The organism is Streptosporangium nanhuense (assembly GCF_059358815.1).
The window spans coordinates 281,029-307,204 of record NZ_JCADBG010000010.1 but is presented as its reverse complement, the minus strand read 5'-3'; the positions used below and the strand labels follow the sequence as shown (position 1 = coordinate 307,204).

Annotated in this window: 23 protein-coding genes; 16 read left to right on the top strand and 7 right to left on the bottom strand. The window is 72.0% G+C overall.

Translation table 11 applies throughout. From position 1 onward, the window contains the following. Positions 1-168: 168 nt before the first annotated feature. Complete coding sequence (locus AC5L38_RS21240) at positions 169-1,548, top strand: hypothetical protein (RefSeq protein WP_495244551.1); 1,380 nt, start codon at positions 169-171, stop codon at positions 1,546-1,548. Positions 1,549-1,568: 20 nt separating this feature from the next. Here the strand turns inward: AC5L38_RS21240 and AC5L38_RS21235 are convergent, their stop codons facing one another. Further along, positions 1,569-1,817 (bottom strand): hypothetical protein, encoded by a 249-nt coding sequence (locus AC5L38_RS21235; RefSeq protein ID WP_495244550.1) that lies wholly within the window; start codon positions 1,815-1,817, stop codon positions 1,569-1,571. Between the two features lie 65 nt (positions 1,818-1,882). On the opposite strand from AC5L38_RS21235, the gene AC5L38_RS21230 reads away from it, so the two are divergent. Together AC5L38_RS21230 and AC5L38_RS21225 are read left to right on the top strand one after the other, a co-directional pair. Next, positions 1,883-2,893 (top strand): hypothetical protein, encoded by a 1,011-nt coding sequence (locus AC5L38_RS21230; protein ID WP_495244549.1) that lies wholly within the window; start codon positions 1,883-1,885, stop codon positions 2,891-2,893. Beyond that, complete coding sequence (locus AC5L38_RS21225) at positions 2,893-3,258, top strand: GntR family transcriptional regulator (RefSeq protein WP_495244548.1); 366 nt, start codon at positions 2,893-2,895, stop codon at positions 3,256-3,258. Before AC5L38_RS21230 ends, AC5L38_RS21225 begins: the two co-directional genes overlap by 1 nt. Positions 3,259-3,464: 206 nt before the next feature. Here the strand turns inward: AC5L38_RS21225 and AC5L38_RS21220 are convergent, their stop codons facing one another. Next, positions 3,465-4,322: an SAM-dependent methyltransferase gene (locus AC5L38_RS21220; RefSeq protein ID WP_495244547.1), complete on the bottom strand. Its 858-nt coding sequence runs from the start codon at positions 4,320-4,322 to the stop codon at positions 3,465-3,467. Positions 4,323-5,331: 1,009 nt separating this feature from the next. Here AC5L38_RS21220 and kdpF point away from each other — a divergent pair. From kdpF to AC5L38_RS21190, 6 genes are read left to right on the top strand one after another with little or no spacing between them, the layout of a single operon-like run. Further along, positions 5,332-5,421 (top strand): K(+)-transporting ATPase subunit F, encoded by a 90-nt coding sequence (gene kdpF, locus AC5L38_RS21215; protein ID WP_495244546.1) that lies wholly within the window; start codon positions 5,332-5,334, stop codon positions 5,419-5,421. Between the two features lie 16 nt (positions 5,422-5,437). Beyond that, on the top strand, positions 5,438-7,099 hold the full coding sequence (kdpA, locus tag AC5L38_RS21210) for a potassium-transporting ATPase subunit KdpA (protein WP_495244545.1): 1,662 nt from the start codon (positions 5,438-5,440) through the stop codon (positions 7,097-7,099). Next, on the top strand, positions 7,099-9,243 hold the full coding sequence (kdpB, locus tag AC5L38_RS21205) for a potassium-transporting ATPase subunit KdpB (protein ID WP_495244544.1): 2,145 nt from the start codon (positions 7,099-7,101) through the stop codon (positions 9,241-9,243). The genes kdpA and kdpB overlap by 1 nt, the downstream gene beginning before the upstream one ends. Then, a complete protein-coding gene (locus AC5L38_RS21200; RefSeq protein WP_495244543.1) occupies positions 9,243-10,112 on the top strand; it encodes a potassium-transporting ATPase subunit C in 870 nt (289 codons plus the stop codon). Before kdpB ends, AC5L38_RS21200 begins: the two co-directional genes overlap by 1 nt. After that, positions 10,109-12,670 carry a DUF4118 domain-containing protein gene (locus tag AC5L38_RS21195; protein WP_495244542.1) on the top strand — a complete coding sequence of 854 codons (2,562 nt, stop codon included), beginning with the start codon at positions 10,109-10,111 and terminating at the stop codon, positions 12,668-12,670. The genes AC5L38_RS21200 and AC5L38_RS21195 overlap by 4 nt, the downstream gene beginning before the upstream one ends. Beyond that, positions 12,667-13,335: a response regulator gene (locus AC5L38_RS21190; protein WP_495244541.1), complete on the top strand. Its 669-nt coding sequence runs from the start codon at positions 12,667-12,669 to the stop codon at positions 13,333-13,335. The genes AC5L38_RS21195 and AC5L38_RS21190 overlap by 4 nt, the downstream gene beginning before the upstream one ends. 185 nt (positions 13,336-13,520) lie before the next feature. Here AC5L38_RS21190 and AC5L38_RS21185 read toward each other — a convergent pair whose 3' ends face one another. Together AC5L38_RS21185 and AC5L38_RS21180 are read right to left on the bottom strand one after the other, a co-directional pair. After that, positions 13,521-14,123, bottom strand: coding sequence for a dihydrofolate reductase family protein (locus AC5L38_RS21185; protein ID WP_495244540.1), 603 nt, complete (start codon positions 14,121-14,123; stop codon positions 13,521-13,523). Further along, the gene (locus AC5L38_RS21180) at positions 14,120-15,001 is read right to left on the bottom strand and encodes a metalloregulator ArsR/SmtB family transcription factor (protein WP_495244539.1); all 882 of its coding nucleotides are present in this window, start codon (positions 14,999-15,001) and stop codon (positions 14,120-14,122) included. Before AC5L38_RS21180 ends, AC5L38_RS21185 begins: the two co-directional genes overlap by 4 nt. A gap of 200 nt (positions 15,002-15,201) precedes the next feature. Between AC5L38_RS21180 and AC5L38_RS21175 the strand changes: the two genes are divergently transcribed. The 3 genes from AC5L38_RS21175 (at position 15,202) to AC5L38_RS21165 (ending at position 17,073) form a co-directional block, all read left to right on the top strand. Then, on the top strand, positions 15,202-15,585 hold the full coding sequence (locus tag AC5L38_RS21175; protein ID WP_495244538.1) for a DoxX family protein: 384 nt from the start codon (positions 15,202-15,204) through the stop codon (positions 15,583-15,585). Positions 15,586-15,728: 143 nt separating this feature from the next. Further along, the gene (locus tag AC5L38_RS21170) at positions 15,729-16,655 is read left to right on the top strand and encodes an RNA polymerase sigma-70 factor (protein ID WP_495244537.1); all 927 of its coding nucleotides are present in this window, start codon (positions 15,729-15,731) and stop codon (positions 16,653-16,655) included. Between the two features lie 97 nt (positions 16,656-16,752). Beyond that, positions 16,753-17,073, top strand: coding sequence for a TetR family transcriptional regulator C-terminal domain-containing protein (locus tag AC5L38_RS21165; RefSeq protein WP_495244570.1), 321 nt, complete (start codon positions 16,753-16,755; stop codon positions 17,071-17,073). A gap of 236 nt (positions 17,074-17,309) precedes the next feature. On the opposite strand, the gene AC5L38_RS21160 is transcribed toward AC5L38_RS21165, so the two are convergent. The 3 genes from AC5L38_RS21160 to AC5L38_RS21150 all read right to left on the bottom strand — a co-directional run bounded on the left by AC5L38_RS21160 (position 17,310) and on the right by AC5L38_RS21150 (position 21,766). Next, positions 17,310-19,148: a pentapeptide repeat-containing protein gene (locus AC5L38_RS21160; protein WP_495244536.1), complete on the bottom strand. Its 1,839-nt coding sequence runs from the start codon at positions 19,146-19,148 to the stop codon at positions 17,310-17,312. 315 nt (positions 19,149-19,463) lie between these two features. Then, positions 19,464-20,816 (bottom strand): cation:proton antiporter, encoded by a 1,353-nt coding sequence (locus AC5L38_RS21155; RefSeq protein ID WP_495244535.1) that lies wholly within the window; start codon positions 20,814-20,816, stop codon positions 19,464-19,466. 383 nt (positions 20,817-21,199) lie between these two features. Beyond that, positions 21,200-21,766: a TetR/AcrR family transcriptional regulator gene (locus AC5L38_RS21150; RefSeq protein ID WP_495244534.1), complete on the bottom strand. Its 567-nt coding sequence runs from the start codon at positions 21,764-21,766 to the stop codon at positions 21,200-21,202. Positions 21,767-21,861: 95 nt separating this feature from the next. Between AC5L38_RS21150 and AC5L38_RS21145 the strand changes: the two genes are divergently transcribed. The 4 genes from AC5L38_RS21145 (at position 21,862) to AC5L38_RS21130 (ending at position 25,839) form a co-directional block, all read left to right on the top strand. After that, positions 21,862-23,085, top strand: a complete 1,224-nt coding sequence (locus AC5L38_RS21145) for an MFS transporter (protein ID WP_495244533.1) — start codon at positions 21,862-21,864, stop codon at positions 23,083-23,085. A 49-nt stretch (positions 23,086-23,134) separates the two neighbouring features. After that, the gene (locus AC5L38_RS21140) at positions 23,135-23,971 is read left to right on the top strand and encodes an aldo/keto reductase (protein ID WP_495244532.1); all 837 of its coding nucleotides are present in this window, start codon (positions 23,135-23,137) and stop codon (positions 23,969-23,971) included. A 367-nt stretch (positions 23,972-24,338) separates the two neighbouring features. After that, on the top strand, positions 24,339-24,767 hold the full coding sequence (locus AC5L38_RS21135; RefSeq protein WP_495244531.1) for an RrF2 family transcriptional regulator: 429 nt from the start codon (positions 24,339-24,341) through the stop codon (positions 24,765-24,767). A gap of 127 nt (positions 24,768-24,894) precedes the next feature. Then, positions 24,895-25,839, top strand: a complete 945-nt coding sequence (locus AC5L38_RS21130; RefSeq protein WP_495244530.1) for a sulfite exporter TauE/SafE family protein — start codon at positions 24,895-24,897, stop codon at positions 25,837-25,839. The last annotated feature ends 337 nt before the right edge of the window (positions 25,840-26,176 follow it).

Sequence of the window (26,176 nt, the reverse complement as noted above, 5' to 3'; positions counted from 1 at the left end):
CGGCCCACGGCAACACCGGTCCCGGAGTGAGGACACTCATCATGGCGGTGTCGTTCAGGATGGACCCGAAGGGCGGCCGGAGTCCCGGCCGCCCGGGTGCCGGGGGAGCGCGCCCCTGACACCGTTCGCGGACGACGGCGAACCGGGGACAGACGGCGGGAGAGACACGTGAACACCTTGTCGGGTCTGGCTGCCAACCCCGCGCTGCCGGCGAGTCTCATGCTCCGCATGCTCGGGCCGGAGGCGTCGGCCGACGCACTGCCGTATCTGGCGTGGCGAGCCGATCTGCCGGACCAGGTGGTGGAGGCCTTCATCGGCCACCACGACGCCAAGGTCAGGGAGTGGTTCGCCGACAACCCCCATGTTCCGTCGGAGGTCCGATCCAGGCTCGCCGGGGATCCCGTCCTTCGCGTGCGCTGGGCGCTGGCCGCGGGTCCGGAGTGGGGGCGCTTCCAACGCGGGACCACGCCGTTGACCGAGGCCGCCTACGACCGTCTGGCCCGTGATCCCTGCGTCGAGATCCGGTGTGAGCTGGCCCAGAGGTGGCAGACCCCCGCTCCCGTGCTGACCGCGCTGGCGGCGGATCCGGCGCCCGAGGTGCGGAAGACGGCGTGTTCCGGTTGGGATCTACTCCCTTCGCATGCCAGAGAGGCCCTGCTGGACGACGCGGACCCGTCGGTGAGGCGGGCGGCCGCGCTGAAGGGCTACCGGGAGCGTCCGGGACTGCTCGGCGGGATTCTCGCGAGCGACGACGCGCTACAGGTGGTGGGCGAGGCACCGCTGCCGCGCCCGTCGGCCGAAGGCTACGCTCGCAGTGGCGACGCGGGGCATCGCCGCGCGGTCGCCGGGAATCCGTACCTGGACCGCGACCTGGTGGAGGAGCTGTCCGCCGACCCCGATCCCGGCGTCCGCCTGACGGTCTCGCTTCGTCCGGAACTCACAGAGGCGCAACGTGCCGCCATTGACTACGACCCTGACCTGTATGTCGTGCATGTTCCGTTGCCGTGGATCCGCGACCGCTTCGCCGACGCCGCCGCGATGGCCCGTTGTGTGGAATCGGCTCACGTGGTGCTGCGCCGCAGCGCCGCCTGCGACCCGGACCTCGGGCCGGACCTGCTGGGACGGCTCGCCCGCGACGACGATCGAGCGGTCCGGCTCCTGCTGGCCGAACACCATCCGGGTGCGCCCGCCGACCTCCTGCTGCGCGTGGTCCTGGACGGCGCCGGCTACTCGGAAGGCGAGCTGACCGGCAGACCGTACTTTCCGCGAGCGGGTCTGGCCCGTTTCGCCGGCTCGCCGCGCCCGGCTGAGCGACGCCTGGCCGTGCTGGCCCCAGAGGTCACCGCGGACGTCATCGAGCGGCTGAGCCATGACGACGCGCGGAGCGTCCGGATCGCCGCGGCCCGGGATCCGCGCCTGCCGGTCACCCGGATGCTCGCGCTCCTCCGGGACGCCGACGAGCGGATCGCGTTCTCGGCGGCGGCCAACCCCGCACTCCCGGTGGAGGTCATGGCCGAGCTCGTCCAGAAGGCCCGGCGACATGGATGAGCGAGCCTTCTCGTTCCACCTCACTCCGGGAGGCGGCCCTCGCCGGTGAGACGCGGGTCTGGCTCGAAGGCCGTGAAGCGGCCGGCGACGGTGACCCTTTCGTCGGCGCGGGTGGGTCCGGCGATCGCGGTCTCGTCACGTGACGCGCATGGGAACGACCGCGCCCGCCGCAGGAAGGCGCGTCCCGCGCTGAACACCACCTGGTGATCAGATTTCCGCGACGCCCCCACGAGCATCGGGCGGCCGAGCACGTCCGGCCGGGGAAGCATCCTGTCACCCTTCGGGTAACTGTTTGCACTGTTATAGTCGAAGGCAAACAGTAGGAGGTTACCTCATGATCACCCCTCTCCCGCCCAAGCTGTCCCGCCCACCCGACCACGCCGCGCCGGGCAGGCTGCGGCGCCTGATCCTGACGCTCGCCGGCCCGCCGTTCCTCCTGATCGTGCCCATGGTCCTGGTCAGCCTTTACGGTGAGCGCCTGCCCGGCCGCGTCCACGTGCAGAACTGGGTCGTCGACACCCAGCGCGCGGCCACCTGGCAGGACTGGCTCGCGCAACCCCTCTGGGGGGTGGTGGTGTGGTTCGAGGTGCTGTCCCTCGTCTTCTTCCTGTGCTACTGGCACCTGCCCCAGGTCCAGCGGGGCCTGGTGGTCGGTAGCTTCGTCGTCGGCCTGTCCGTTCCGGTGTCCGGCACGCTGTGGCTGCTGACGCTGGCCGACGCCCCCGGCACCGGGGCCCGGCCCGCCTGGCACCTGGTGGTGGAGATCGTCGCCACCGCGGGGGCGGTCGTCCTGGGCTGGGTGGCGGCGGGTCCGCTGCCGTCGCCGCCCGCGGTCACCGCCGCGCCACCGCCGCACGCGCCCGCCATGGCGCTCGGCCGGGCACAGCGTGCCATGTTCGTGACCTCCACCTGGTCGGCGCGCAGGCTGCTGGTCGCCGCGGTGCTGGCCGTGTTCACCGTGTGGAGCGCGTTCGACGGTTCCGGCGTATGGCAGGTAACGGTGATGCTGGCACTGTGGGCGGTCTTCGAGGCGGCGCAGGCGCGCACCCACCTGCAGATCGACGGCTCGGGGGTCACGGTGCGGATCCCCTGGCTGCCCAGCCTGCGCCGGACGGTGCCCTACCAGGTGGTACGGTTCGCCGAGGCCAGGCGTGAGGCTCCTCCCGGGAGATACAGGCTGGACGACCGGCGGATGGGCTGGGGCGTCATCGGCGGTAAGGGGCCGGTGCTCGTCCTGTCGCTCAGCGACGACCGGTGGTTCGTCTACTCCACGCGCGAGGCGGAGGTGGCGGCCGCGCTGGTCAACGGATGGCTGAGCAGAGAACGACAGGAGGGGACGGCGTAGTGCTGATCACGGTCGACCCCTCCTCGGCGCAGTCGCTCGCCGACCAGGTGGCGGGCTCCGTGCGCGCCGCGCTGGCCAACGGCATGGCCGCCCCCGGGGACCGGCTCCCCTCCGCGCGCAACGTGGCCGCCAGCCTCGGCATCAACCTGCACACCGTTCTGCGGGGCTACCAGCAGTTGCGCGACGAGGGGCTGGTGGAGCTACGCCGCGGCCGGGCGGCCGTCATCACCGGCACGGCCGACCAGGTCCGCCTCCGGCTCGCGGCGGCGGCCGAGGAGTTCGCCAGGGCCGCCCTGCACGCCGGAGCCTCCGACGAGGAGGCACTCGCCGCGGCGCGGGAGGCGCTGCTCGCCGTGCGCGACTGACCGGAGGGCGGGGTTCGATATGCGGGTGTACGCCGGAGCGACCTTCGGCCGCACGCGGGGCGCCGCCGCCCCTTGTCGCCGCCCCCGCCGCCCCTCGCCGCCTCCGTCGGCGGATGGCGACGCGGGTCGATGCGCGGGCGGCCGTTCGACACGGCCGCCCGCGACCTCACGACCCCGCGACCTCACGACCCCGCGACCTCACGGCTTCACTGCTTCACGGCCAGGCCGCCGTAGGCCCACGCGTGGCCGCCGCCGGGAATCGATTCCTGGTACTGGTCCTCGTCCGGTCGCCAGGTGACCACTTCGACGAGCCCGGGAGGCACCATCGTCCAGTCCTGGAAGAACCTCGTCACCTGCGCGTGGCTCCGCGGGACCATGGGCGCCGAACTTCTGTCATAGGGCTTGGTGAACTCCTCCGAGGGCACCTGCGGCGCGAAGTCGAGCGTGATGTGCGACAACAGCATCCGGCTGCCTGAGGGGACGGCCGCCTTGTACCGCTCGACCAGCTCGTAGGGTTTCTCCTCATCGGTGATGAAGTGCATGACGCCGGCCATGATGAGCGCCACCGGCCGGGTGAAGTCGATGACTTTGTTGATCTCCGGATGCGACAGGATCCCGTCCGGATCCCGCAGATCGGCCTCGATAACCGTCGTCATGCCTTCACTGCTGCTCGCCAGCAGGGCTCGTCCATGGACCAGGACGACGGGATCGTTGTCCACGTACGCCACGTGAGCCGCTGGATTGATCCGCTGAGCGATCTCGTGAGTGTTCCCCTGGGTGGGGATGCCGGTGCCGATGTCCAGGAACTGGGTGACTTCGGTGTTGTCGGCGAGATGGCGTACGGCCCGGCCGAGAAACGCCCGATGGGCGCGCACCCCCTCCCGCGTGCCGGGTGAGAGTTCGACGAGCCGCTCCGCCGCCTCGCGGTCGGCCGCGAAATGGTCCTTGCCGCCCAATAGGTAGTCGTATATGCGTGCCGGATGAGGAATCGTCGGGTTGATCCGCGCGCCGGGCGCATTGGCGTCGGCCGACCGTGCGTTTGATCGGTTGATTGAATCGGCCATCGGTGCTCCTTGAGAATGTGTCCGTATCGACGCGACCGCCGACACCGCGACTTGTCGCAAACCGGTTCGCCGCTTACCGGAATCCCTGATCTCCGATACCGGCGATCATGGCTCCCGGACGAGAACGGCACGATGAGTTCGCCTCTGTCGTATGACCCCGTCGAATACCGGGGAATGTCGTCCCTTCTGATCTGGTCGGGTCATTGTTCGTCCCGCCGTCCCGCTTCCGTGGCAGGTGGCCGCGGTGCCGCCGGCGGCGGCACCGTCCGCGCGGAGCCCATGCCGAGGATCCCCGGCCATCCCGGCCGGGCGCACGCGTCGCGGGCCGGCGAGACGTCCGCGGGTCCGGGAAGGGGACGGGGTGCGCGAGCTCATGCCTGGGCCTCCATGGCTGGACTGACGATGCGGGAGGGCGTGGGGTGTCCGTGTGTACGGCGCCGCGTCCGGTCGGGACGCGCGTCACCGGCCGTCGAAGGCGGTGATCACTCGCCGCGCACCATCGCCGAGTCGAGAGAGGCGCCCCGAGGGACCCAGTGTGGAAAAGGTCACCGAAAGTCGTCAAGGGTTCTCTGATAGTTTTCGGCTCCTTTCTGGCCCCTGCGCCCTCTGAAGACGGACATTCGGCTTCGGCTACGCCGTTTCCAGGCGATCTGTGGCCTGAAATTTTCAGCTTGTCACCTTAATAATCAGCGGCCGGTGGGACGCCTTCAGGTGACCGGCCACCTGTCCTCGCCCGGCGAGCGGCGGGGCGCGGCGCCCGGAAGGTCGTTCCGGACCGTCCGGGCTCGCGTAGGGGAGGCGTCAAGCCTCGGGGCCGGGGCGTATGGGACCCGTCAAGACGCGCAGTAAGTGCGAAAAACGGCGGTTTCCTTACATGTGCCCCGCCCGTCGGGTGGTGGCGAAACAAACCCCGGATTCGAGGAGTGGGGATGGCAGACGTCATCTTCGTCGCCCTGACGATCGCGATTTTCGTGATCCTCGGGCTGGTCGTCAGGGCGGTGGAACGGTTGTGAGTGCCGTCAACGCCGTCGGCCTGGTCGTGGTCGCCGCTCTGGTGATCTTCATGGTCGCGGCCCTGCTCTTCCCGGAGCGTTTCTGATGAGGGAGCGCTCCTGATGTCCTCGACCACGGCCGGGATCCTGTTCATCGGATCCCTCGTCGTCGCCCTCGCGCTGGTCCACCGGCCGCTGGGCGACTACATGTACCGCGTCTACAGCGGTACGAAGCATCTCGCCGTTGAGCGGGTGATCTACCGGCTCGTCGGCGTCCAGCCGGACACCGGGCAGAGGTGGGGCGTCTACGCCCGCGCCCTGCTGGCGTTCTCGGCGATCTCCATCCTGCTGCTCTACGGGCTGCAGCGGCTGCAGGACAGGCTGTTCCTGTCACTGGGCTTCGCCCCGGTGACCGACCACGTCGCCTGGAACACCGCCGTCAGCTTCGTCACCAACACCAACTGGCAGGCGTACTCGGGCGAGTCGACCATGGGCCACCTGGTGCAGATGTCCGGCCTGGCGGTGCAGAACTTCGTGTCCGCCGCGGTGGGCATGGCGGTGGCGATCGCGCTGGTCCGGGGCTTCGCCCGCAGGAAGACCGACGAGCTCGGCAACTTCTGGGTGGACCTGGTCCGCGGCACGATCCGCATCCTGCTGCCCCTCGCCGTCGTCGGCGCCGTCGTGCTGCTGGCCGGCGGCCTGATCCAGAACTTCGCCTCCCCGCACGAGGTGACCACCCTGACCGGCGGCACCCAGGCGATCACCGGCGGCCCGGTGGCCAGCCAGGAGATCATCAAGGAGCTGGGCAACAACGGCGGCGGGTTCTACAACACGAACTCCGCCCACCCGTTCGAGAACGCCAACGCCTGGACCAACTGGGTCGAGATCTTCGCGATCTTCCTGATCCCGTTCGCGCTGCCCCGCACGTTCGGCCGCATGGTCGGCGACACCCGGCAGGGCTACGCGATCGTCGCGATCATGGGAACCCTGGCGCTGGCGAGCGTCGCGCTGCTGACCGGGCTGGAGATCGCCCACGGCGGCACGGTCCCGCAGGCGGTGGGCGCGGCGATGGAGGGCAAGGACGTGCGCTTCGGCGTGCCCAACTCCGGCACCTTCGCCGCCGCCACCACGCTCACCTCCACCGGCGCGGTCAACTCCTTCCACGACTCGTTCACCGCGCTCGGCGGCATGCTCACGATGTTCAACATGATGCTCGGCGAGGTCGCCCCAGGCGGCGCGGGCGCGGGCCTGTACGGCATGCTCGTCCTCGCCGTGATCACGGTCTTCGTGGCCGGGCTCATGGTCGGCCGCACGCCCGAGTACCTGGGCAAGCGGATCGGCTCGCGAGAGATCAAGTTCGCCGCGATGTACTTCCTGGTCACCCCGCTGCTCGTGCTGACCGGCACGGCGCTGGCGATGGGCTCGGCCGAGCAGCGGGCGAGCATGCTCAACAGCGGCCCGCACGGCTTCTCCGAGGTGCTGTACGCCTTCACCAGCGCGTCCAACAACAACGGCTCGGCGTTCGGCGGCATCACGGTCAACACGCCGTGGTACGACGTGGCCCTCGGCCTGTGCATGGCTTTCGGCCGGTTCCTGCCGATCATCTTCGTCCTCGCCCTGGCCGGGTCCCTGGCCAGGCAGGCACCGGTGCCCGTGTCGGCGGGCACGCTGCCCACGCACCGCCCGCAGTTCGTCGGCATGGTCGTCGGCGTGACGGTGATCCTCGTCGCGCTGACCTTCCTGCCCGCCCTGGCGCTCGGCCCGCTCGCGGAAGGAATCCAGTGATGTCCACCCAGACGCTCGAAGCGCCGGGCCGTCCCCCCGCCCCCAAGGACGGGAAGAAGGACGGGAAGGTGGGCGGCGGCCTCCTCGACCCCAGACAGCTGCTCACCTCGCTGCCCGAGGCGGTGCGGAAGCTCAACCCGGTCACGCTCTGGCGCAACCCGGTGATGCTGATCGTCGAGATCGGCGCGGTCTTCACCACGGTGCTCGCCGTGCTCACCCCGTCGTTCTTCGCCTGGGCCACCGTGGTGTGGCTCTGGCTGACGGTGATCTTCGCCAACCTGGCCGAGGCCGTCGCCGAGGGGCGCGGCAAGGCCCAGGCGGCCACGCTGCGCGCCGCCAAGCGCGACACCACGGCGCGGCGGCTGCGCGGGCGCGACTCCACCGAGTGGGACGTCGTCGGAGCCCCCGAACTGCTGCGCGGCGACTTCGTCGTCGTGGAGGCCGGGGAGATCATCCCTGGTGACGGCGACGTGGTCGAGGGCATCGCCTCGGTGGACGAGTCGGCCATCACCGGCGAGTCCGCCCCGGTCATCCGCGAGTCGGGCGGCGACAGGTCGGCGGTGACCGGCGGCACCAAGGTGCTGAGCGACCGGATCGTCGTCGAGATCACCCAGCGCCCCGGCGAGAGCTTCATAGACCGGATGATCGCCCTGGTCGAGGGCGCCGACCGGCAGAAGACGCCCAACGAGATCGCGCTCAACATCCTGCTGGCCGCCCTGACGATCATCTTCCTGGTCGCCACCGCGACCATGCAGCCGCTGGCGATCTACGCCAAGGCCCAGAACCCCGGCGTACCGGACTCGCTCGCCCTGACCGGGGACGGCGTCTCCGGCATCGTGCTGGTCGCGCTGCTGGTCTGCCTCATCCCGACCACCATCGGGGCGCTGCTGTCGGCGATCGGCATCGCGGGCATGGACCGCCTCGTCCAGCGCAACGTCCTGGCGATGAGCGGCCGCGCGGTCGAGGCCGCCGGCGACGTCAACACCCTGCTGCTGGACAAGACCGGCACCATCACGCTGGGCAACCGGCAGGCGTCGGAGTTCCTCACCGCCCCCGGCGTCTCCGCCGACGAGCTGGCGACGGCCGCGCAGCTGGCCAGCCTCGCCGACGAGACCCCCGAGGGCCGCTCCATCGTGGTCTACGCCAAGCAGGCGTACGGCCTGCGGGAGCGCGAGCCCGGCGAGCTCGCCCACGCCGAGTGGATCGGGTTCACCGCGCAGACCCGGATGAGCGGCGTCGACCTCGACGGCCGCCAGGTCCGCAAGGGCGCCGCCACCGCCGTGATGAAGTGGGTACGCGAGCACGGCGGCCACCCCACCGAGGAGGTGGGGAGCATCGTCGACGCCGTCTCCGGCTCCGGCGGCACCCCGCTGGTCGTCGGGGAGGTCGTCGAGGGCAAGGCGCGCGTCCTGGGCGTCGTCCACCTCAAGGACGTCGTCAAGCAGGGCATGCGCGAGCGCTTCGACGAGATGCGCAGGATGGGCATCCGCACCGTCATGATCACGGGCGACAACCCGCTGACGGCGAAGGCCATCGCCGACGAGGCGGGCGTGGACGACTTCCTCGCCGAGGCCACGCCCGAGGACAAGCTCGCCCTGATCAGGTCGGAGCAGGAGGGCGGCAGGCTGGTCGCGATGACCGGTGACGGCACCAACGACGCGCCCGCGCTCGCGCAGGCCGACGTCGGGGTGGCGATGAACACCGGCACCTCGGCCGCGAAGGAGGCCGGCAACATGGTCGACCTCGACTCCAACCCGACCAAGCTCATCGAGATCGTCGAGATCGGCAAGCAGCTGCTCATCACCCGCGGCGCGCTCACGACCTTCTCGATCGCCAACGACGTCGCCAAGTACTTCGCGATCATTCCCGCGATGTTCGCGGCGGTCTACCCGGGCCTGGACGCGCTGAACGTCATGCGCCTGTCCAGCCCGCAGTCGGCGATCCTGTCCGCGGTCGTCTTCAACGCGGTCGTCATCGTCGCGCTGATCCCGCTCGCCCTGCGCGGCGTGCGCTACCGCCCCTCCAGCGCCTCGAAACTGCTCAGCCGCAACCTCTACGTCTACGGCCTGGGCGGCATCGTCGTGCCCTTCGCCGGCATCAAGCTGATCGACCTTCTCATCCAGTTCCTTCCGGGGATGTCGTAATGGAACGCCTGCCCAGCTGGATACGCCAGCATCTCGCCGCGCTCCGCGCGCTGCTCGTCCTCACCCTGGTCACCGGGGCCCTCTACCCGCTGGTGATCACCGGCGTCGCCCAGGCCGTGTTCAACGGCGGGGCCAACGGCTCCCTCGTCCAGAAGGACGGCAAGGACGTGGGCAGCGCGATCGTCGGCCAGAGCTTCACCGACGCCGACGGCAAGCCGGTCGGCAGGTACTTCCAGAGCAGGCCGTCGGCGGCCGGTGACGGCTACGACATGCTCTCCACCGCCGCGAGCAACCTCGGGCCCGAGGACGTCCTGGACGTTCTGCCGGTCCCGGGGGCGAAGGACGACGAGGGCAACCCGGACGAGGGCAAGCAGAGCCTGCTCACCCAGGTCTGCGCCCGCTCCAGGGCCGTCGGGGAGCTGGAGGGGGTGAGCGGCGCCCGGCCGTACTGCACCCCGGACGGGGTCGGCGCCGTGCTGAAGGTCTTCCCCGCCGTCGGCACCCCGACCCGGGCCGTCAGCGTCAACCAGGCCTGCCCCGCCACCCCGTTCGTCGCCGAGTACCGCGGCGTCAAGGTCGAGTGCGGCAAGCCGGGCGAGGACTACGCGGCCGGGCGCACCGTCCCGGTCCGCGGCACGGCCAGGGCCGTGGTGCCCGCGGACGCGGTCACCGCCAGCGGCTCCGGCCTCGACCCGGACATCTCCGTCGCGTACGCCGACCTCCAGGCGGCCCGGGTGGCCAGGGAGCGCGGCATGCCGGTGGAGCGGGTGAGGCAGCTGATCGCGGCGAACACCACCGGCCGCTCTCTCGGCTTCATGGGAGAGCCGGCGGTGAACGTCCTCGAACTCAACCTGGCGCTCGACCGATGAGCAGGGGGCGGGGGCGGCTGCGCATCTTCCTCGGAGCCGCGCCGGGTGTCGGCAAGACGTACACGATGCTGTGCGAGGGGCGCCGCCGCCTCGCCAGGGGCACCGACGTCGTCGTGGCCCTCGTCGAGACCCACGGCCGCCCCCGCACCGCGGAACTCCTCGACGGCGTGGAGGTCGTCCCGCGCGCGAGCCTGGCCCACCGGGGGAGCGTGTTCACCGAGCTCGACGTGGACGCCGTCATCGCCAGGAGGCCGAAGGTCGCCCTGGTCGACGAGCTGGCCCACACCAACGTGCCGGGCTCGCGCAACGCCAAGCGCTGGCAGGACATCGAGGAGATCCTCGACGCGGGCATCGACGTCGTCTCCACCGTCAACATCCAGCACCTGGAGTCGCTCAACGACGTGGTCGAGGAGATCACCGGGGTGGCCCAGCGCGAGACGGTGCCCGACGAGGTGGTGCGCCGCGCCGACCAGGTGGAACTGGTGGACATGGCGCCCGAGGCGCTGCGCCGGCGGATGGCGCACGGCAACGTGTACGCGCCGGAGAAGGTCGACGCGGCCCTGTCGAACTACTTCAGGGTCGGCAACCTGACCGCGCTGCGCGAGCTGGCGCTGCTGTGGGTGGCGGGCAAGGTCGACGACCAGCTCGACCGCTACCGCGCCGAGCACGGCATCGCCGGCACCTGGGAGGCGCGCGAGCGCGTCGTGGTCGCGCTGACCGGCGGCCCGGAGGGCGACACGCTGGTACGGCGGGCCGCCAGGATCGCGGGCCGGAGCAAGGGCGCCGACCTGCTGGCCGTGCACGTCACGCGCGCCGACGGCCTGGCCGGGGCCGACCCGGCGAGCACGGCCCGCCAGCGCACGCTGGTGGAGGACATGGGCGGCACCTACCACCAGGTCGTCGGCGACGACGTGCCGACCGCCCTGCTGGACTTCGCCCGCGGCGTCAACGCCACCCAGCTGGTGCTGGGGGCCTCCCGGCGCGGCCGGTTCGCCCAGATCCTCTCCCGGGGGGTCGGGGTGACCACGACCGCGCGGTCCGGGTCCATCGACGTCCACATGATCACCCACGACAGGGTGCGGCGCGGGCGCGACCGCGCCCCGTCGCGGGCCGCGCTGACCCGCACCCGCCGGGTGGCGGGCTGGGTCCTGGCGATCCTCGGGCTGCCGCTCCTGACCATGGCGCTGCACCCCTTCCGCGGCGACGTGAACCTGCCGAGCGACATACTGCTCTTCCTGCTCATGGTGGTGGTGGTCGCCCTGGTGGGCGGCATGTGGCCGGCGGTCACCGCCGCCGTGCTCGGCTTCCTGCTGCTCAACTACTTCTTCACCGCGCCGGTCGACCGTTTCACCATCGCCGACCCGGAGAACCTGTTCGCGCTGAGCGTCTACGTGCTGGTGGCCGTCATGGTGAGCGCGGTCGTGGACGTCGCCGCCCGCCGGACCCGGGAGGCGGCCCGCGCCCGCGCCGACGCCGAGGTCCTCTCCACCCTGGCCGGGCACGTGCTCCGCGGCGAGCACGCGCTCGCCTCGCTGCTCGCCCGGCTGCGGGAGACCTTCGGGCTCGCCTCGGTCACCCTGCTGGAACGCACCGGCGAGCAGGGCCCCGACGACCAGTCCGACCCGGAGGCGTGGCGGATCGTGGCCACCGCCGGTGAGGCGCCGTGCACCTGCCCGGGGAGCGCGGACACCGACGTGGTCATCGACGAGCGGCTCGTCCTGGCCATCAGGGGCAGGCTGCTGGAGGCGTCCGACCGGCGGGTGCTGGAGGCGTTCGCCGCCGAGGCGGCGGTGGCGCTGCGCCAGGACCGGCTCGCGGCGGAGGCGGAGCAGGCCAGGCCGCTGGCCGAGGCCGACAGGATGCGCACCGCGCTGCTCGCCGCGGTCAGCCACGACCTGCGCACCCCGCTTGCCTCGGCCAAGGCGGCCGTGGAGAGCCTGCGCAACACCGGCATCGACTGGTCGCCGCGCGACAGGGAGGAGCTGCTCGCCACGGCCGACGAGTCCCTGGCCAAGCTGGACCGCCTGGTGGCCAACCTGCTGGACATGAGCCGCCTGCAGGCGGGGGTGCTCGGGCTGAGGCTGGAGCCGACCGCGCTGGAGGAGATCGTGCCGCGCGCCGTCGACGACCTCGGCCCGCTGTCGTCGCGGATCGAGGCGGACCTCTCCGTCGAGCTGCCCGAGGTCGTCGCCGACCAGGCGCTGCTGGAGCGCATCCTGGTCAACCTCATGTCCAACGCCGTCCGCTACAGCCCCGAGGACCGCAAGGTCCTCGTCATGGCCGGGGAGTACGGCGACCACGTGGAGATCCGCGTCGTCGACCGCGGCACGGGCATCCCGCCCGACGCCTACGACCGCGTCTTCATGCCCTTCCAGCGGCTCGGCGACCGCGACAACCACACCGGCGTGGGCCTGGGCCTCGCGCTCTCCCGGGGGCTCGCCGAGGCGATGGCCGGGACCCTGCTGCCGGACGAGACACCAGGGGGTGGCCTCACCATGATCCTGACACTTCCCGTCTCCTCCCGGGCGCGGGTACGCGCCTCGGTGGAGCAGCCGTGACCCGCGTCCTCGTCGTCGACGACGAGCCCCAGCTGCTGCGCGCCCTGCGCATCAACCTCGCCGCGCGCCACTACGACGTGGCCGTGGCCCCCGACGGCGGCGCGGCCCTGCGCCAGGCCGCCGACTGGCATCCCGACCTGGTCGTGCTCGACCTCGGCCTGCCCGACCTCGACGGGATCGAGGTCATCCACGGCCTGCGCGGCTGGACCACCGTCCCGATCATCGTGCTCTCCGGCCGTACGGGAGGATCCGACAAGGTCGACGCGCTGGACGCCGGAGCCGACGACTACGTCACCAAGCCGTTCGGTATCGACGAGCTTCTCGCCCGCATCCGGGCCGTCTCCCGGCGCAGCGCGCTGCACGACGCGGAGCTCGCCGAGATCCGCGTCGGCGACCGGGTCGTGGACCTGGTCGACAAGACCGTCTCCGGCGGCGTACGGCTGACGCCCACCGAGTGGCACCTGCTGGAGATCCTGGTCCGCAACCCCGGCAAGCTCATCACCCAGCGGCAGCTGCTGACGGAGGTCTGGGGCGCCAAGTACCTCAGGGAGACCCACTACCTGCGCCAGTACATGGCCCAGATGCGTAAAAAGCTGGAACGGGACCCGGCCCACCCGGTCCACCTGCTCACCGAGCCCGGCATGGGGTACCGCTTCCAGCCCTGACCAGCCCTGACCAGCCCTGACCAGCCCTGACCAGCCCTGACCGGCCCTGACCGGGCCGGCGCCCGCCACGGCCGGGCCGGGCGGCGGGGCCGCGCACGTCGCCGATCACCGCCGGCCGGGCACGCCCCCCGCCGGGCACGCCCCCGCCGGGCGACGCCGGCACCCGGCCCCGGCGACCGGCGGGCTCAGCGGACCCGGTCGTAGACGAGGGCCAGCGTGCCGTGCTCGCCCGCGGCCTGGCTCGCGAGCGTCCACCGCCCCGCGGGCAGGCCGTCGTCGAAGAGGCGCGGCCCGCCGCCGAGGAAGACCGGGAGGACGGTGAGCGCCAGCCGGTCGACCCTGTCGGCCGCCAGCAGCGCCTTGATGACGCTCGCGCTGGAGAGCACGAGAATGTCGCCGCCCTCGGTCCCCCTGAGGTCCGCGACCACCTCGGCGGCCGGTCTGTCGACGATCGTCGTCCGCTCCCACGGCGCCTCGCCCAGGGTGGAGGACAGGACCACCTTGTCGGTGTCGACGAGCCACTTCGCGAAGCCCTCGTCGCGCGGGTCGGCCCCCTCCGCGCCGATGACGGTGGGCCAGAAGCCGAGGAACCCCTCGGCGTTGACCCGCCCGAGCAGGGCCGTCGTCGCCGGCTCCCACAGGCCCGCCAGGTGGTCGCGGGCGAGGTCGGTGTGCGCGTACGGCATCACCCAGCCCATGTCCCGGGAGCCGCCCGGCCCGGCGTAGTGACCGTCGAGGGAGAGGTTCATGTTGGTGACGACCCTGCGGCCGCCGGTCTGCTGCGTCACTTCGTGCTCCTGGTGTCGGTGTCGCCGATGGCGGGAGTGGTATCGGTGCCGGTGGTGTCGTGCGGGATCGCCGCGAGGGTCGCCGCGAGCTTGTCGAGGCTCTGGCCGAAGCCGATCTCGATGCCCGCGACGAAGTCCGCGGAGTCGACCGTGCTGTCGGTGATCCGGTAGCCGACGTCGAGGTCCGTTCCGGTGCCGGTGGGCCGGAGGGAGAGGTCGAGGTGGGCGGTGAAGGCGACGCCGCCGCCGGGAAGCAGCGGGAAGAGCCGGTAGGCGAGGCGCTCGCCGGGGCGTACGTCGTCGACGACCCCCTCCGCGCGCCCGGCGACCAGGTCGGAGCCGTCGGCGTCCTCGGCGTCGCGGTACTCGTGGACGATCCGCCCACCCGGTCGCGCCTCGAACACGAGCTCGGAGACGCGCAGGTCGTCGGGCGTCCACCACCGGGCGAGCAGGGAGGAGTCGGTCAGGTGACGCCAGACCAGCTCGGGGCGCCCCGCCAGCGACCGCAGGAACCTGAACGTGCGGCCGTCGGCCCAGCCCGGCCCCTCGGCGGCGAGCCGCTCCGCGTCGAGGCTGAGCCCGTAGCGGTCGTAGGTCTCGCGCGGGCCGCCGGCCTGGTCCGCGGCGTCGGCGAGCCGGCCGAGCGCGGCCGCCAGGTCCCGCAGGGAATCGGAACGGAGCGCGTAGATGCGGCGCTGGCCGGTGCGCCGGCAGGTGACGACGCCCGCGCGCTCCAGGGTCTGCAGGTGCTTGGTCGTCTGCGGCTGGCGCGCCCCGGCGAGCTGGGCGAGGACACCGACCGACCGGGGCCGCTCGGCCAGCAGGTTCACGAGCCGCCAGCGGGCCGGGTCGGCCAGCGCGGTGAGGAGTGCGTCCATGAAGCTAAGTATTCTTCATAGAGAATATTCGTGTCAAGGAATAAGAAGGACTGTGATCACCATGCTCCGCTGGAGGTCACCGGCAGCCGGGGAAGGCCGTACGCCTTCCCGCATCGGGTCCGGGTCGTTCGGAGATGTCACGGGCGGAGGTGCTATCTCGTCATACGCGGTGCGGGCAACCTTCGATCAAGGAGTGGACGATGAACCTCGCGCTGTGGATCGCTGCCGGGCTGCTGGCCGCGGTGGCCTTGGCCGGCGGCATCAGCAAGACATTCGTGCCCAGGGAGAAGCTGGCCGCGGTCCACGGGGGAGGATGGACCGGCGACGTCGGCGCCACCTTCGTCAAGACCCTCGGTGTCCTCGAACTCCTGGCCGCGGCCGGCCTGATCCTGCCCGCCGTGCTCGGCGTCGCGCCGGTTCTGGTGCCGGTGACCGCGCTCTGCTGGGTCCTGCTGATGGTCGGCGCGATGATCACCCACGGCCGCCGTGGCGAGTTCGGCTTCATGGTGCTGAACCTGGTCTATCTCGCGCTCGCGGCGTTCATCGCGTGGGGCCGCCTCGGCCCCGAGTCCTTCAGCGGCTGACCGGTGCTGACGCGCGGTCCCCGGCCCGCCGGCCCTGTCATGCCCGAGACCGCGGGGCGGACGGGCGTCCCGTCTCGCGGGGCGATCGCCGATCATAGGAGTGTTCGCGGCGGGTGGCGCCAGGGCCTCAGGAAGGAGCCGGCGTGAGCGGGACCGAGGAGTTCCAGGAGCTGCGGCCGCTGCTGTTCTCGATCGCCTACCGGATCCTGGGCGGCGTGAGCGAGGCCGAGGACGCGGTCCAGGAGACTTGGCTGCGCTTCGAGGCGTCCTCGACACGGCCCAGGTCGGTCAAGGACTTCCTCTCGGCCACGGTGACCCGGATCTCGATCGACGTGCTGCGCTCGGCCCGCGTGCGGCGGGAGGAGTACGTGGGACCGTGGTTCCCCGAGCCGCTGCTCGCCGACCCCTACGAGGATCCGGCGCGGTCGGCGGAGCTGGCCGACTCGGTGTCGATGGCGGCCCTGTTGCTGCTGGAGCGGCTCAGCCCGCTGGAGCGGGCGGTGTTCGTGCTGCGGGAGGTGTTCGACTTCGGCTTTCCCGAGGTCGCGTCGGTGGTGGGACGCTCGGAGGCGGCGTGCCGCCAGCTCGCGATGCGGTCGCGGCGCCACATGGCCGCGGGCCGGCCCCGCTTCGAGGCGGACCGCGAGGAGCGCGAGCGGCTGGCGGCGCGGTTCTTCGACGCCTTCCGCGAAGGTGACGTCGCGGGCCTGCGGGAACTGCTCGCCGCCGACGTGTCGATGGTCGGTGACGGCGGCGGCAAGGCCCCGCAGCTGGCCGGGGCCGTCGTCGGCGCCGGGAGGGTGGCCCGGCTGCTCGGCCTCCTCTTCCCCAGGATGGCCCGGGTCGACGTGACGTTCGAGCCGCACGAGGTCAACGGCGAGCCGGGTGCGATCTTCCGCGACCGGGACGGCAGGGTGCTCAACATCCTGGCGCTCGACGTGCTCGACGGGCGGATCCAGACGATCCGCTCGGTGATCAATCCCGACAAGCTCGGGCACGTGGGCCCGGTGGCGGACGCCTGGGCGATCGACCGCGAGGTGAGACGGGCAGGCCGGCGGGGCGCGACGTGACCGCGCGCGTGACCGCCTCGTCCACGCTGGGGACCCGCGACGTGCGGGCCGGACCGCCCGGGGAAGGAGAGCCGGGGCGGGTCCGGCCGGCGGCTTCATCGCGAGCGGTGCCCGGTTCGGCCTCGACGACGACGAGCGCTTCGGCTGCACGGCGGGAAGGTTCGCCCAGGAGGTCGGCGACCGGGACGACCAGGCGCTGGCCGTCATCCGGGGAGTCTTCCTGGAGCAGCAGCGGCTCCTCCGCGACTGCGTCGCCGCCGCCCAGCGCAACGGCGACCTCGACCCGGACGCCGACCCCCACGCCATCGGTTCCGTGATCCTGTCCCTGAACCGGGTCTTCGACGTGACGGCCAAGGGGGCATCGACGTCGCGACCCTCGACGCCGCGGCCGAGCAGGCCTTCCAGGGCCTGCCGCTGACGTCGCGGTACCGGACGCGCCGGCGGCCCTGACCGGCGACCCGGTCGCGTCGGCGGCCCTGACCGGCGACCCGGTCGCGCCGGTGGCCCCTGACCGGTGACCCGGTCGCGCAGCCGCCGGTCGCCGGCTGTCGCGTCGCCCGTCGCTCCCGGCCGAATCCGGGCCGGCGTCCTCTTCGGGACGACCGGCCCGCCGGTTCCTGGTGACCGCCCCCGTCGCGACGGAGACGCCGGTCCCTACTTCGCGGCGCGCCCTCTCAGGGCGTCGCGCCCCCGCGCCACGATGATGTCGACGGCCTTGACGTCGTCGATGTCGCCGGCCTCGGCGAGCGCCTTCTTGGCCGCGTCGTAGGCGTCCAGGGCCCGGTGCCAGTTGACGTCGTCCCCGCCGCCCTCACCGTCGGCCAGGCGGTCGATCTCCTCGCCCAGCCGCGTCACGTTCTCCTCCTGCGACCGCCTGAGCTTCTCCAGGCGGGCCGCCCGCGCGGCCGCCTCCTGCCTGGAGACCTTTCCGCGCCGCCGCTTGCGGGCGACCACCTTGACCAGCACCCAGAGCGCGACCAGGCCCGCCAGCGAGAGGAAGATCACCCAGCCGATCGCCAGCCGGCTGGACGACCCCGACAGGTCGGCGTCCTTGGCGTGGTCGGTCTTCATGCCGGTGACTTCGGCGTCCACGAAGGTGGCGCCTCGCAGCTCGGTGAAGCGCAGGTCGGCATCGGTCAGCGTCGCCCCGCGGAAGACCGCGTCCTGGAACTTGCCGCTGCTCAGGTCGGCCCGCTCCATCCTGGCGCCGGTGAAGTCGGCCCCGTCGGCCCTGGCGCTGCCGAACTCCGCGCCGCGCAGGTCGGCGCCGCCCAGCCTGGCCTCCGTAAGGTCGGCGCTGCCGAACTCCGCCCCCGACAGGTCCGCCTTCGACAGGTTCGCCCCGGCCAGCTTGGCGCTGCCGAGCGCCGCCCTCGCCATGCGCGCCCCCGTCAGGTCGGCCCCCATCAGCTCGACGCTGCCGAGCCTGGCGCGCTCCAGGCGCGCGCCGCGCAGGTCGGCGCCCTTGAGGTAGCGGATCGTGGCCCCGACGGCCGAGACGTCGCGCAGGATCGCCTTGTCCAGCTTGACGATGCCCAGGTCGACCCCGTCCAGCTTGGCGCCGGTCAGGTCGGCGCAGCTCAGGTCACGGGGGAACTCGGCGACCGAGGTCAGGTCCCAGCCCGCGTACTTCTGCCCGCTGCCCGGCTCGCACGCCGGGTCGGGGGCAGGCAGGCTCTTAGGCACGCCCTTGCTGCCCGCCAGCCGCGCGCCCGTGACGTCGCCCAGCTCGGCCCCGCCGAGGTCGGCGCCCCGGAAGGTCGCCCCCTCAAGCACCGACCCGCGCAGCTGCGCGCCCCGCAGGTCGGCGTCCCGGAACACGGTTTTGATCATCGTGGAGTTGTACATGCGGGCCTTGGACGCCTTGAGGCCGGTGAGATCGGCCCGGCGCATGTCCGTGTTATAGGCGTCGGCGTCGGTCAGGTCGACGCCGACCAGCTTCGCGTCGTCGAACTGGGCCGCGTACGTCTTGGCGCGCACCATCGTGGCCCCGCTCAGGTCGGCCCCCTCGAAGTGCGCGTTGTAGGGCACCGAGTCGTCCATGGTCGCCTCGCGCAGGTCGGCGCCGCGCAGGTTCGCGTAGTACAGCTCCGCCTCCGACAGGTCGGCCCCGCGCAGCTTGGCCCCGGCCATCTCGGCGTTCCCGAGGCGGGCGCCCTTGAGCGAGGCGCCCCGCAGGTCGGCCCCGGTGAGGAGGCTGCGCACGACCACGCCGTCCAGCTTCGCCTTCCGCAGGTCGGCGCAGGACAGGTCGGCGGGCAGCGCGACCCGGGTGAGGTCCTTGCCTGCCAGCCTGGGGCCGCTGCCGGGCCTGCAACCGGCCGTGGCGCCCGCCGCCACCCGGCTGTCCTGGACGGTTCCGGTGTCCTGGACGGTTCCGCTGTCCTGGACGGTCCGGGTGTCCTGAACGGCGTGGGCCGACGCCGCGGGGGCGGGGAGTAGGGCGGCCGGCAGGAGCACGGTCCCGGCGAGCAGGCGGGTAATGCTGTACATGTCTCTCTCACTGTCTCCCCCGAGGCGCGCGGATCCGACCGGCGGGGGAGAGCGGTGCCGGGCGGGAGTTCGTGGACAGGCCGGTGCGGGTGAGGCCCCGAGGGGAGGGGCCGTCCGATGGACCATACGGGAACGCGACCCTTTATAGGAGGGCCCGGTTGCGGCCCGCTTGCGAACCGCCTTCCGTCTCATGGGAGGGCCCGCCTGCGAACCGAGGGCCCGCTTGCGAACCGTCTCCCGCCGCGGCCCGGACCTCTCCCGCGCGAATCGCGGTACCGCGAATCGCGGTACCGCGACGGCGGTGCCGGGGCGGTACTACAGCGGTTCCGAGTCGTCCGTCCGGGACTGTCGCCTCGCCCAGGCGAGCTGCTCGTTCCCGCGCAGTTCCTCCTCCGCGGTCTGCTCCACCCTGGCCATGGCCCAGCGCAGGATCGGCGGCGCCATGAGCGAGGTCACGATCGCCACCAGCACGACGATCGTATAGACCTCGACGCTGAGGATGCCCAGCCGCAGGCCCACCATGGCCACGACCACCTCGATCACCCCCCGCGCGTTGAGCCCCGCGCCCAGGGCCAGGGCCTCCCACTTGTTGAGCTTGCTGAGACGCGCCCCCGCGTACGCCCCGACGAACTTGCCGATGATGGCCACGGCCAGGATGGCGAGCCCGGCGAGCAGGACCATCGGGTCGGCCAGGGACGTCAGGTCCATGCGCAGACCGGCGGTGGCGAAGAAGATCGGCGCGAAGCCGGAGAGCACCACCGTGCGCAGCGGGGCGAGCCGCGCCGGGTCGACACCGCCCGCGTTGCCGATCAGGATGCCGCACACGAAGGCGCCGAAGACGGCCTCCAGGCCCATCGCGTGCGTGGCGGCGGCGGAGAGCAGGAGCAGCACGGCCGCGGTCGCGACGGACGCGCCGGAGTCCTCCTCGCCCCGGGAGGTGAGCCGGAACGCGTGCCGTACCAGCGGGCGCCCCACGGTGAGGGCGAAGACCACGACCGCCAGCAGGCAGGCGAGGGAGACCAGCACGTTCCCGGCGCGCAGGCCGGTGGTGGCCATGGCCGACACGATCGACAGCATGAACCAGCCGAACGCGTCGTCGATCATGCCCGCGGCGAGCGTGAGCTGCCCGACGTTGCGGTGGAGCAGCTTCATGTCCATGAGGGTCTTGGCGATGACCGGGATGGCGCTGACGCACATCGCGACGCCGAGGAAGAGCGCGAAGACCAGCGTCTCCGTGCCGGTGGGAACGAGCGTGGCCGGGAGCAGGAATCCCGCGCCGACGCCGAACGCGAGCGGCACCACCAGCCCGCCGACGCTGACCCCGGCGGCCGTGGAGCCCCGGCGCCGGATCAGCCCCATGTCCATGTGGATTCCGGTGATACCGACGAGCAGCAGCACGCCGATCTGCCCGACCGCGTCGAGCAGGTGGAACTGGGCGCTGTCCTGCGGGAACAGCCAGGTGGACAGGCCCGGTGCGACGTGGGGGAGGAACGACGGGCCCAGGAGCACGCCGACGAACAGCTCGCCGACGACGGCGGGCATGCCGAACCGCCTGGCGAGGCGGCCGAAGACGAGGGCGAGCAGCAGGAGCAGCCCGACCTGGAGCAAGAAGATCAACAGTTGGTGCGCGGCGATCGGCGCCACCGGCGCCGCGAGCGAGACGTGCACGACAGACCCCTCCGGTCTCTCACAAGGCACCGCACTGTCTCCCCAGTCAGGACGGCACGGCGTTCAGCCTGACAAAACGAAGATCGGCCATCAATTCTTGAAGAATTGCCCGAAATGTGCTTTCGCGCGTGCGCTGTATGTTCTGTGGGAGGCATCACACGACCGATCGCGTTCCACTCGCGAGAGCCGGTGGAGGTGAGAGGTCCGGAGGCGGGAAATCGTCTCGCCCGCCATTCGTCCCACCACCCGGAGGGGGCCGCTTCGCCTCCGTCGTGAACGCCGGTGGCACCGCGAACGAGCCGGTTCACCCGCCGGCCGGGAAGGGCCGTCTCGTTCCCGGCGTGAGCGCCGCGGCGCCGCAGATGAGGCCCGCGGGCCCCGGATCAACCGGCGGCGGGACCCAGCAGGGTGTCGACCAGGGCGCGGCCGTATCCGGGGGAGAGGGAGTCGCTCGCGAAGAGGACGCGGTACATCATCGGCGCCAGCACGTGGTCCAGCACCGCGTCCAGCGCGGGCACGTCCTCGCCGCGCTCGACGGCGCGGGTGAGGATGACCTGGATGCGGTCGCTGATGTACGCGCAGCACTGCCCGGTGCTCCGGCCGTCGTCGTCGCCGGCGACGATGTCGCGGGCGACCGCGCGGCCGGTGGGGGAGGACATCTCCTCCAGCCACTCCTCGGCCCAAACCGCGAGGTCGTCCCGCAGGCTGCCGAGGTCGGCGGGGGGGCCGTCGGGCCGCATATGCTCAAGGGCGACGTCGGCCAGCAGTTCCTGCAGGTCACCCCACCTGCGGTAGACGGTCGAGGGGGTCACGCCCGCGCGGGCGGCCACCAGCGGCACGGTCAGGTCGGCGCGGTCGCGCTCGGCCAGGAGGGCCCTGACCGCCTCGTGGACGGCCTGCTGCACCCGCGCGCTCCGGCCCCCGGTGCGTACCGCCTGCCTCGTAGCCATGCGCCGAGCTTAACGCAAAATATTTGCTTCAGTGGGCCTCGGTGTGTACGTTGCTAAACGCAAATCCTTTGCTTTAAAGCTTCGGGAGTTCCCCCATGTCCTCCGTGACCTCGACGTTGCCCGACCACCGGATCCGCCTGGGGACGGGCGCGGCCACGGTGCTCCTGGCGACGACCCTGACCACCTTCATGGCCGCCGCCAGCGCGCCCACCCCGCTGTACGCCGTGTACCAGGGCCACTGGGGCTTCTCCTCCAGCGTCCTGACCGCCATCTACGCCATCTACGCCGTGAGCCTGCTGGTGGCGCTGCTCACCGTGGGCTCCCTGTCGGACCACATCGGGCGCCGCCCGGTGATCCTCGGGGCGGTGGCGCTCGAGACGGTCGCGATGGTGGTCTTCGCCTCCGCCGACGGGGTGACCGCCCTGGTGGTCGCGCGCGTCGTGCAGGGCTTCGCCACCGGCGCCGCGACCGGGGCGCTGGGCGCGGGCCTGCTGGACACGGATCGGACGCGCGGCCCGCTGGTCAACAGCGTGACGCCCGCCCTGGGCCTGGCGGCGGGCGGCCTGGGATCGAGCCTGCTCGTGCAGTACCTGCCCGCGCCGACGCGGACGGTGTTCGTCGTCCTGATCGTCGCGTTCGTGCTGCAGGGCGCCGCGATCCTCCTGCTGCCCGAGTCCGTCAGCCGCCGGGCGGGCGCGCTGGCCTCGCTGCGCCCGCACGTCAGCGTGCCCGCCGGGGCGCGCCGGGTCCTGCTGCTGGTCACCCCGATCACCGTGGCCGGATGGGCGCTCGGCGGGTTCTACCTGTCCCTGGGGCCGTCCCTGGCCCGCGAGGTCACCGGCTCGGCGTCGATCGTGGTGGGCGGCCTGCTGGTCTTCGCGCTGACCATCAGCGGCACCGTCGCGATCCTCGCCCTGCGCTCGTTCCCCGCCCCGCGCGCCATGAGGGTGGCCTCCGTGCTCCTGGCCCTCGGCGTCGGCGTGACCCTGCTCGGCGTGAACACCGGCTCGGTGGCGCTGTTCTTCGGCGGTACGGTCGTCGCCGGGCTGGGCTTCGGCGCGGGCTTCCAGGGGGCCGCGCGCACCCTGCTGCCGGCCGCGGCCCCGCACGAGCGGGCCGGGCTGATGGCCGCCTTCTACATCGTCAGCTACCTCGCCATGGGCATCCCCGCCACCGTCGCCGGGATCGTCGCGGGCCTCCTGCCGCTCGCCGAGCTCACCACGTACTACGGGATCGTCCTCGCCCTCCTGGCCATGGCCGCCCTGGCCGGGACGTTCATGCTCCGCGAGAGGCTTCCCGAGGCGGCGCGCACGGCGTGACCGCTCCCCGGCGGGGGCCCGGCGAACCCGGCGTGGAAGGCTGTCAATCATGACTAATCTGGACATCCCAACGGTGAAGCTGGTCAACGGCGCGGACATCCCGCAGATCGGCCTGGGCACCTGGCCCATGTCGGACGAGGAGGCGGAGGTCGCGGTCGCCGGCGCCGTCGAGATGGGCTACCGGCTGGTGGACACCGCCTACGCGTACCGCAACGAGGTCGGGGTGGGGCGCGGGCTGCGGGCGAGCGGCGTGCCGAGGGAGGAGCTGTTCGTCACCACCAAGCTGAACGGCGAGTGGCACGGCTACGACGCCGCGCAGGAGGCCTACCAGGCCAGCCTGGACCGGCTCGGGCTCGACTACGCCGACCTCTACCTGATCCACTGGCCGCTGCCGCGCAAGGACCGCTACGTGGAGGCGTGGAAGGGCATGGTCAAGCTGCTGAAGGACGGCCGCGTGCGGGCGATCGGCGTGTCGAACTTCAAGCCGGCCCACATCGACCGGCTGCTGGCCGAGACCGGTGTGGTGCCCGACGTGAACCAGATCCAGCTCAACCCGTTCTTCACCCGTGACGAGACCCGCGCCTACGACGCCGGGCACGGGATCGCCACCCAGTCCTGGGGCCCCATCGGGCAGGGCGGGGACCTGCTGGAACAGCCGGTCGTCACGGCCGCCGCCGAGCGGCACGGCAGGACCCCCGCCCAGATCGTGCTGCGCTGGCACATCGAACTCGGCCTGATCACCGTGCCGAAGTCGTCCAGCCCCGAGCGGATGAGGGCCAACGCCGACATCTTCGGCTTCACCCTGACCCCCGAGGAGGTCTCCGAGCTGTCCGCCCTCGACCGGGGCGAGGCCGCCGCGACCGACTCCGACTCCGTCGGCCACTGACCCCACGGGGTTTCCCGCCCTCCGGCCTTCTCACCCGAAGGCCTTCCCGGCCGTCGGCCGGTGCGACCGCCCGCTCCCGCGCGCCGGCCGCCCGGCCGCCCGGCCGTCCTGGCGTGTCCGGCCACCTTGATCTGACCGGTCGTCCCAGCCTCGTCCGGCCCGTCTGGCCCGTCTGGCCCGTGCGGCCCGTGCGGCCTGCTCGGACGGCGGCGGGTGCGTGGCGGCGGGGGTGCGCGGGGCCCTCGCGGGGGCACCTGACCACGAGAATAATTCACAGTTAACCTATAGAGATAGTAGATTTAAGCGAGACCAGCCCACATGAGGTCATCGGCCAGCGGCAGAGGCGCACCGTCGGGGGGACTTTCGGATGCACATCACGGCCCGGAGCGACTACGCCATAAGGGCGATGCTGGTCATCGCGCTGAGCGATCCCGCCCCGGTCAAGTCGGAGACGATGGCCCAGGCGCAGGAGATCCCGGCGAGTTTCCTGCGCGGCATCCTGACCGACCTGCGCCGCGCCGACCTCGTCTTCGCCCAGCGGGGCCACGAGGGCGGCTTCACGCTCACCCGGCCGCCCGTCGACATCTCGGTCGGCGACGTCCTGCGCGCCGTCGCCGGCGAGCTGACCTCGGTACGGGGGCTGCCGACCGGCGAGGTGGCCTACTTCGGGGAGGCGGTGCGATTGCGCACGGTGTGGCGGAACATCGAGACCTCCATAAACGCCATCGTCGACACCGTCAGCCTGGCGGCGCTCCTTTCGCCGGTGGCCGAGGCGGGCAGGCGGCGCAGGGCCTGAAACCGTGCGTGGGATGAAGATTCCCATACCTTGAGACGCCTTGCTCGAAACGTGACTTGACGCCGCGTTGGCATTCAATCACGATAATTCCTATCAACAGAGTAGGAAAAACAGGAAGGGGGGCGTTGTGCGTGCGCTCATCCTCTTAGGCCTGGTCGGCTTCGCGGCACAGCTCGTCGACGGAAGCCTCGGCATGGCCTACGGTGTCACATCGACGACGCTGCTCCTGGCCATCGGCACCAACCCCGCCGCCGCCTCGGCCACCGTCCACCTCGCCGAGATCGGCACGACCCTCGCCTCGGGCATATCCCACTGGCGCTTCAACAACATCGACTGGAAGGTCGTCGCCAAGATCGGTATCCCCGGCGCCGTCGGCGCGTTCGCGGGAGCCACCTTCCTGTCCGGCCTCTCCACCGAGGTCGCGGCACCGGTCATGTCGATCATCCTGCTCGCGCTGGGCCTCTACGTCCTGGTCCGCTTCACGGCCTTCGGCCTCCCGCGCGGCAACCTGGGCAAGCCGCTGCGCAAGCGCTTCCTCGCGCCCCTCGGCCTGGTCGGCGGATTCGTCGACGCCACCGGTGGCGGCGGCTGGGGCCCGGTCGGCACCCCGGCGATCCTGGCCAGCGGCCGTCTGGCGCCGCGCAAGGTGATCGGTTCCATCGACGCCAGCGAGTTCCTGGTCGCCGTCGCCGCCAGCATCGGCTTCTTCTACGGCATCGGCTCCGAGAACATCAACTTCTCCTGGGTCGCCGTGCTGCTGATCGGCGGCGTCATCGCGGCCCCCATCGCCGCCTGGCTGGTCCGGCACATCCCGCCGCGCATCCTGGGCTCCGCCGTCGGCGGTGTCATCGTCCTGACCAACATCCGGACCCTGCTGCGCAGCGACTGGATCGACGCCTCCAGCGGCGTGCAGACCGTCGCCTACATCACCATCGCGATCATCTGGGCCGCCGCCATCGCCTACTCGGTCCGCGAGTACCGCCGTGACCGCGACAACGAGACGGTCGAGGCGATCGAGGAGGAGGAGAGGCGTCGCGCCGCGGAGCAGGAGACCGCCGGCACCGCCAGCTGATCCTGGCCGCGCTCTCCGGCTCGTCCGGTTCCGTACCCGAAGGCCCCTCTCGCCGCCGCGAGAGGGGCCTTCGTGCTGTGCCGCCCTTCGCGAGGGTTCGTTCCCGCGCGGGGGCGTCGCGCCGTTCCCGCGAGCGGTGCCGTTCCCGCGAGCGGTGCCGTTCCCGCGAGCGGTGCCGGTTCCCGTGGGCGGTGCCGTTCCCGCGAGCGGTGCCGGTTCCCGTGGGCGGCGCCGCTTCCGCGCGGGCTCACCGTTGTCGTGACGGCGTGTCATCCACGCGTTCGCCGGTGGTCACCTTCCGTTGGCGCCGGGCTTCTCCTCGTTGCAGGGCTGCCTG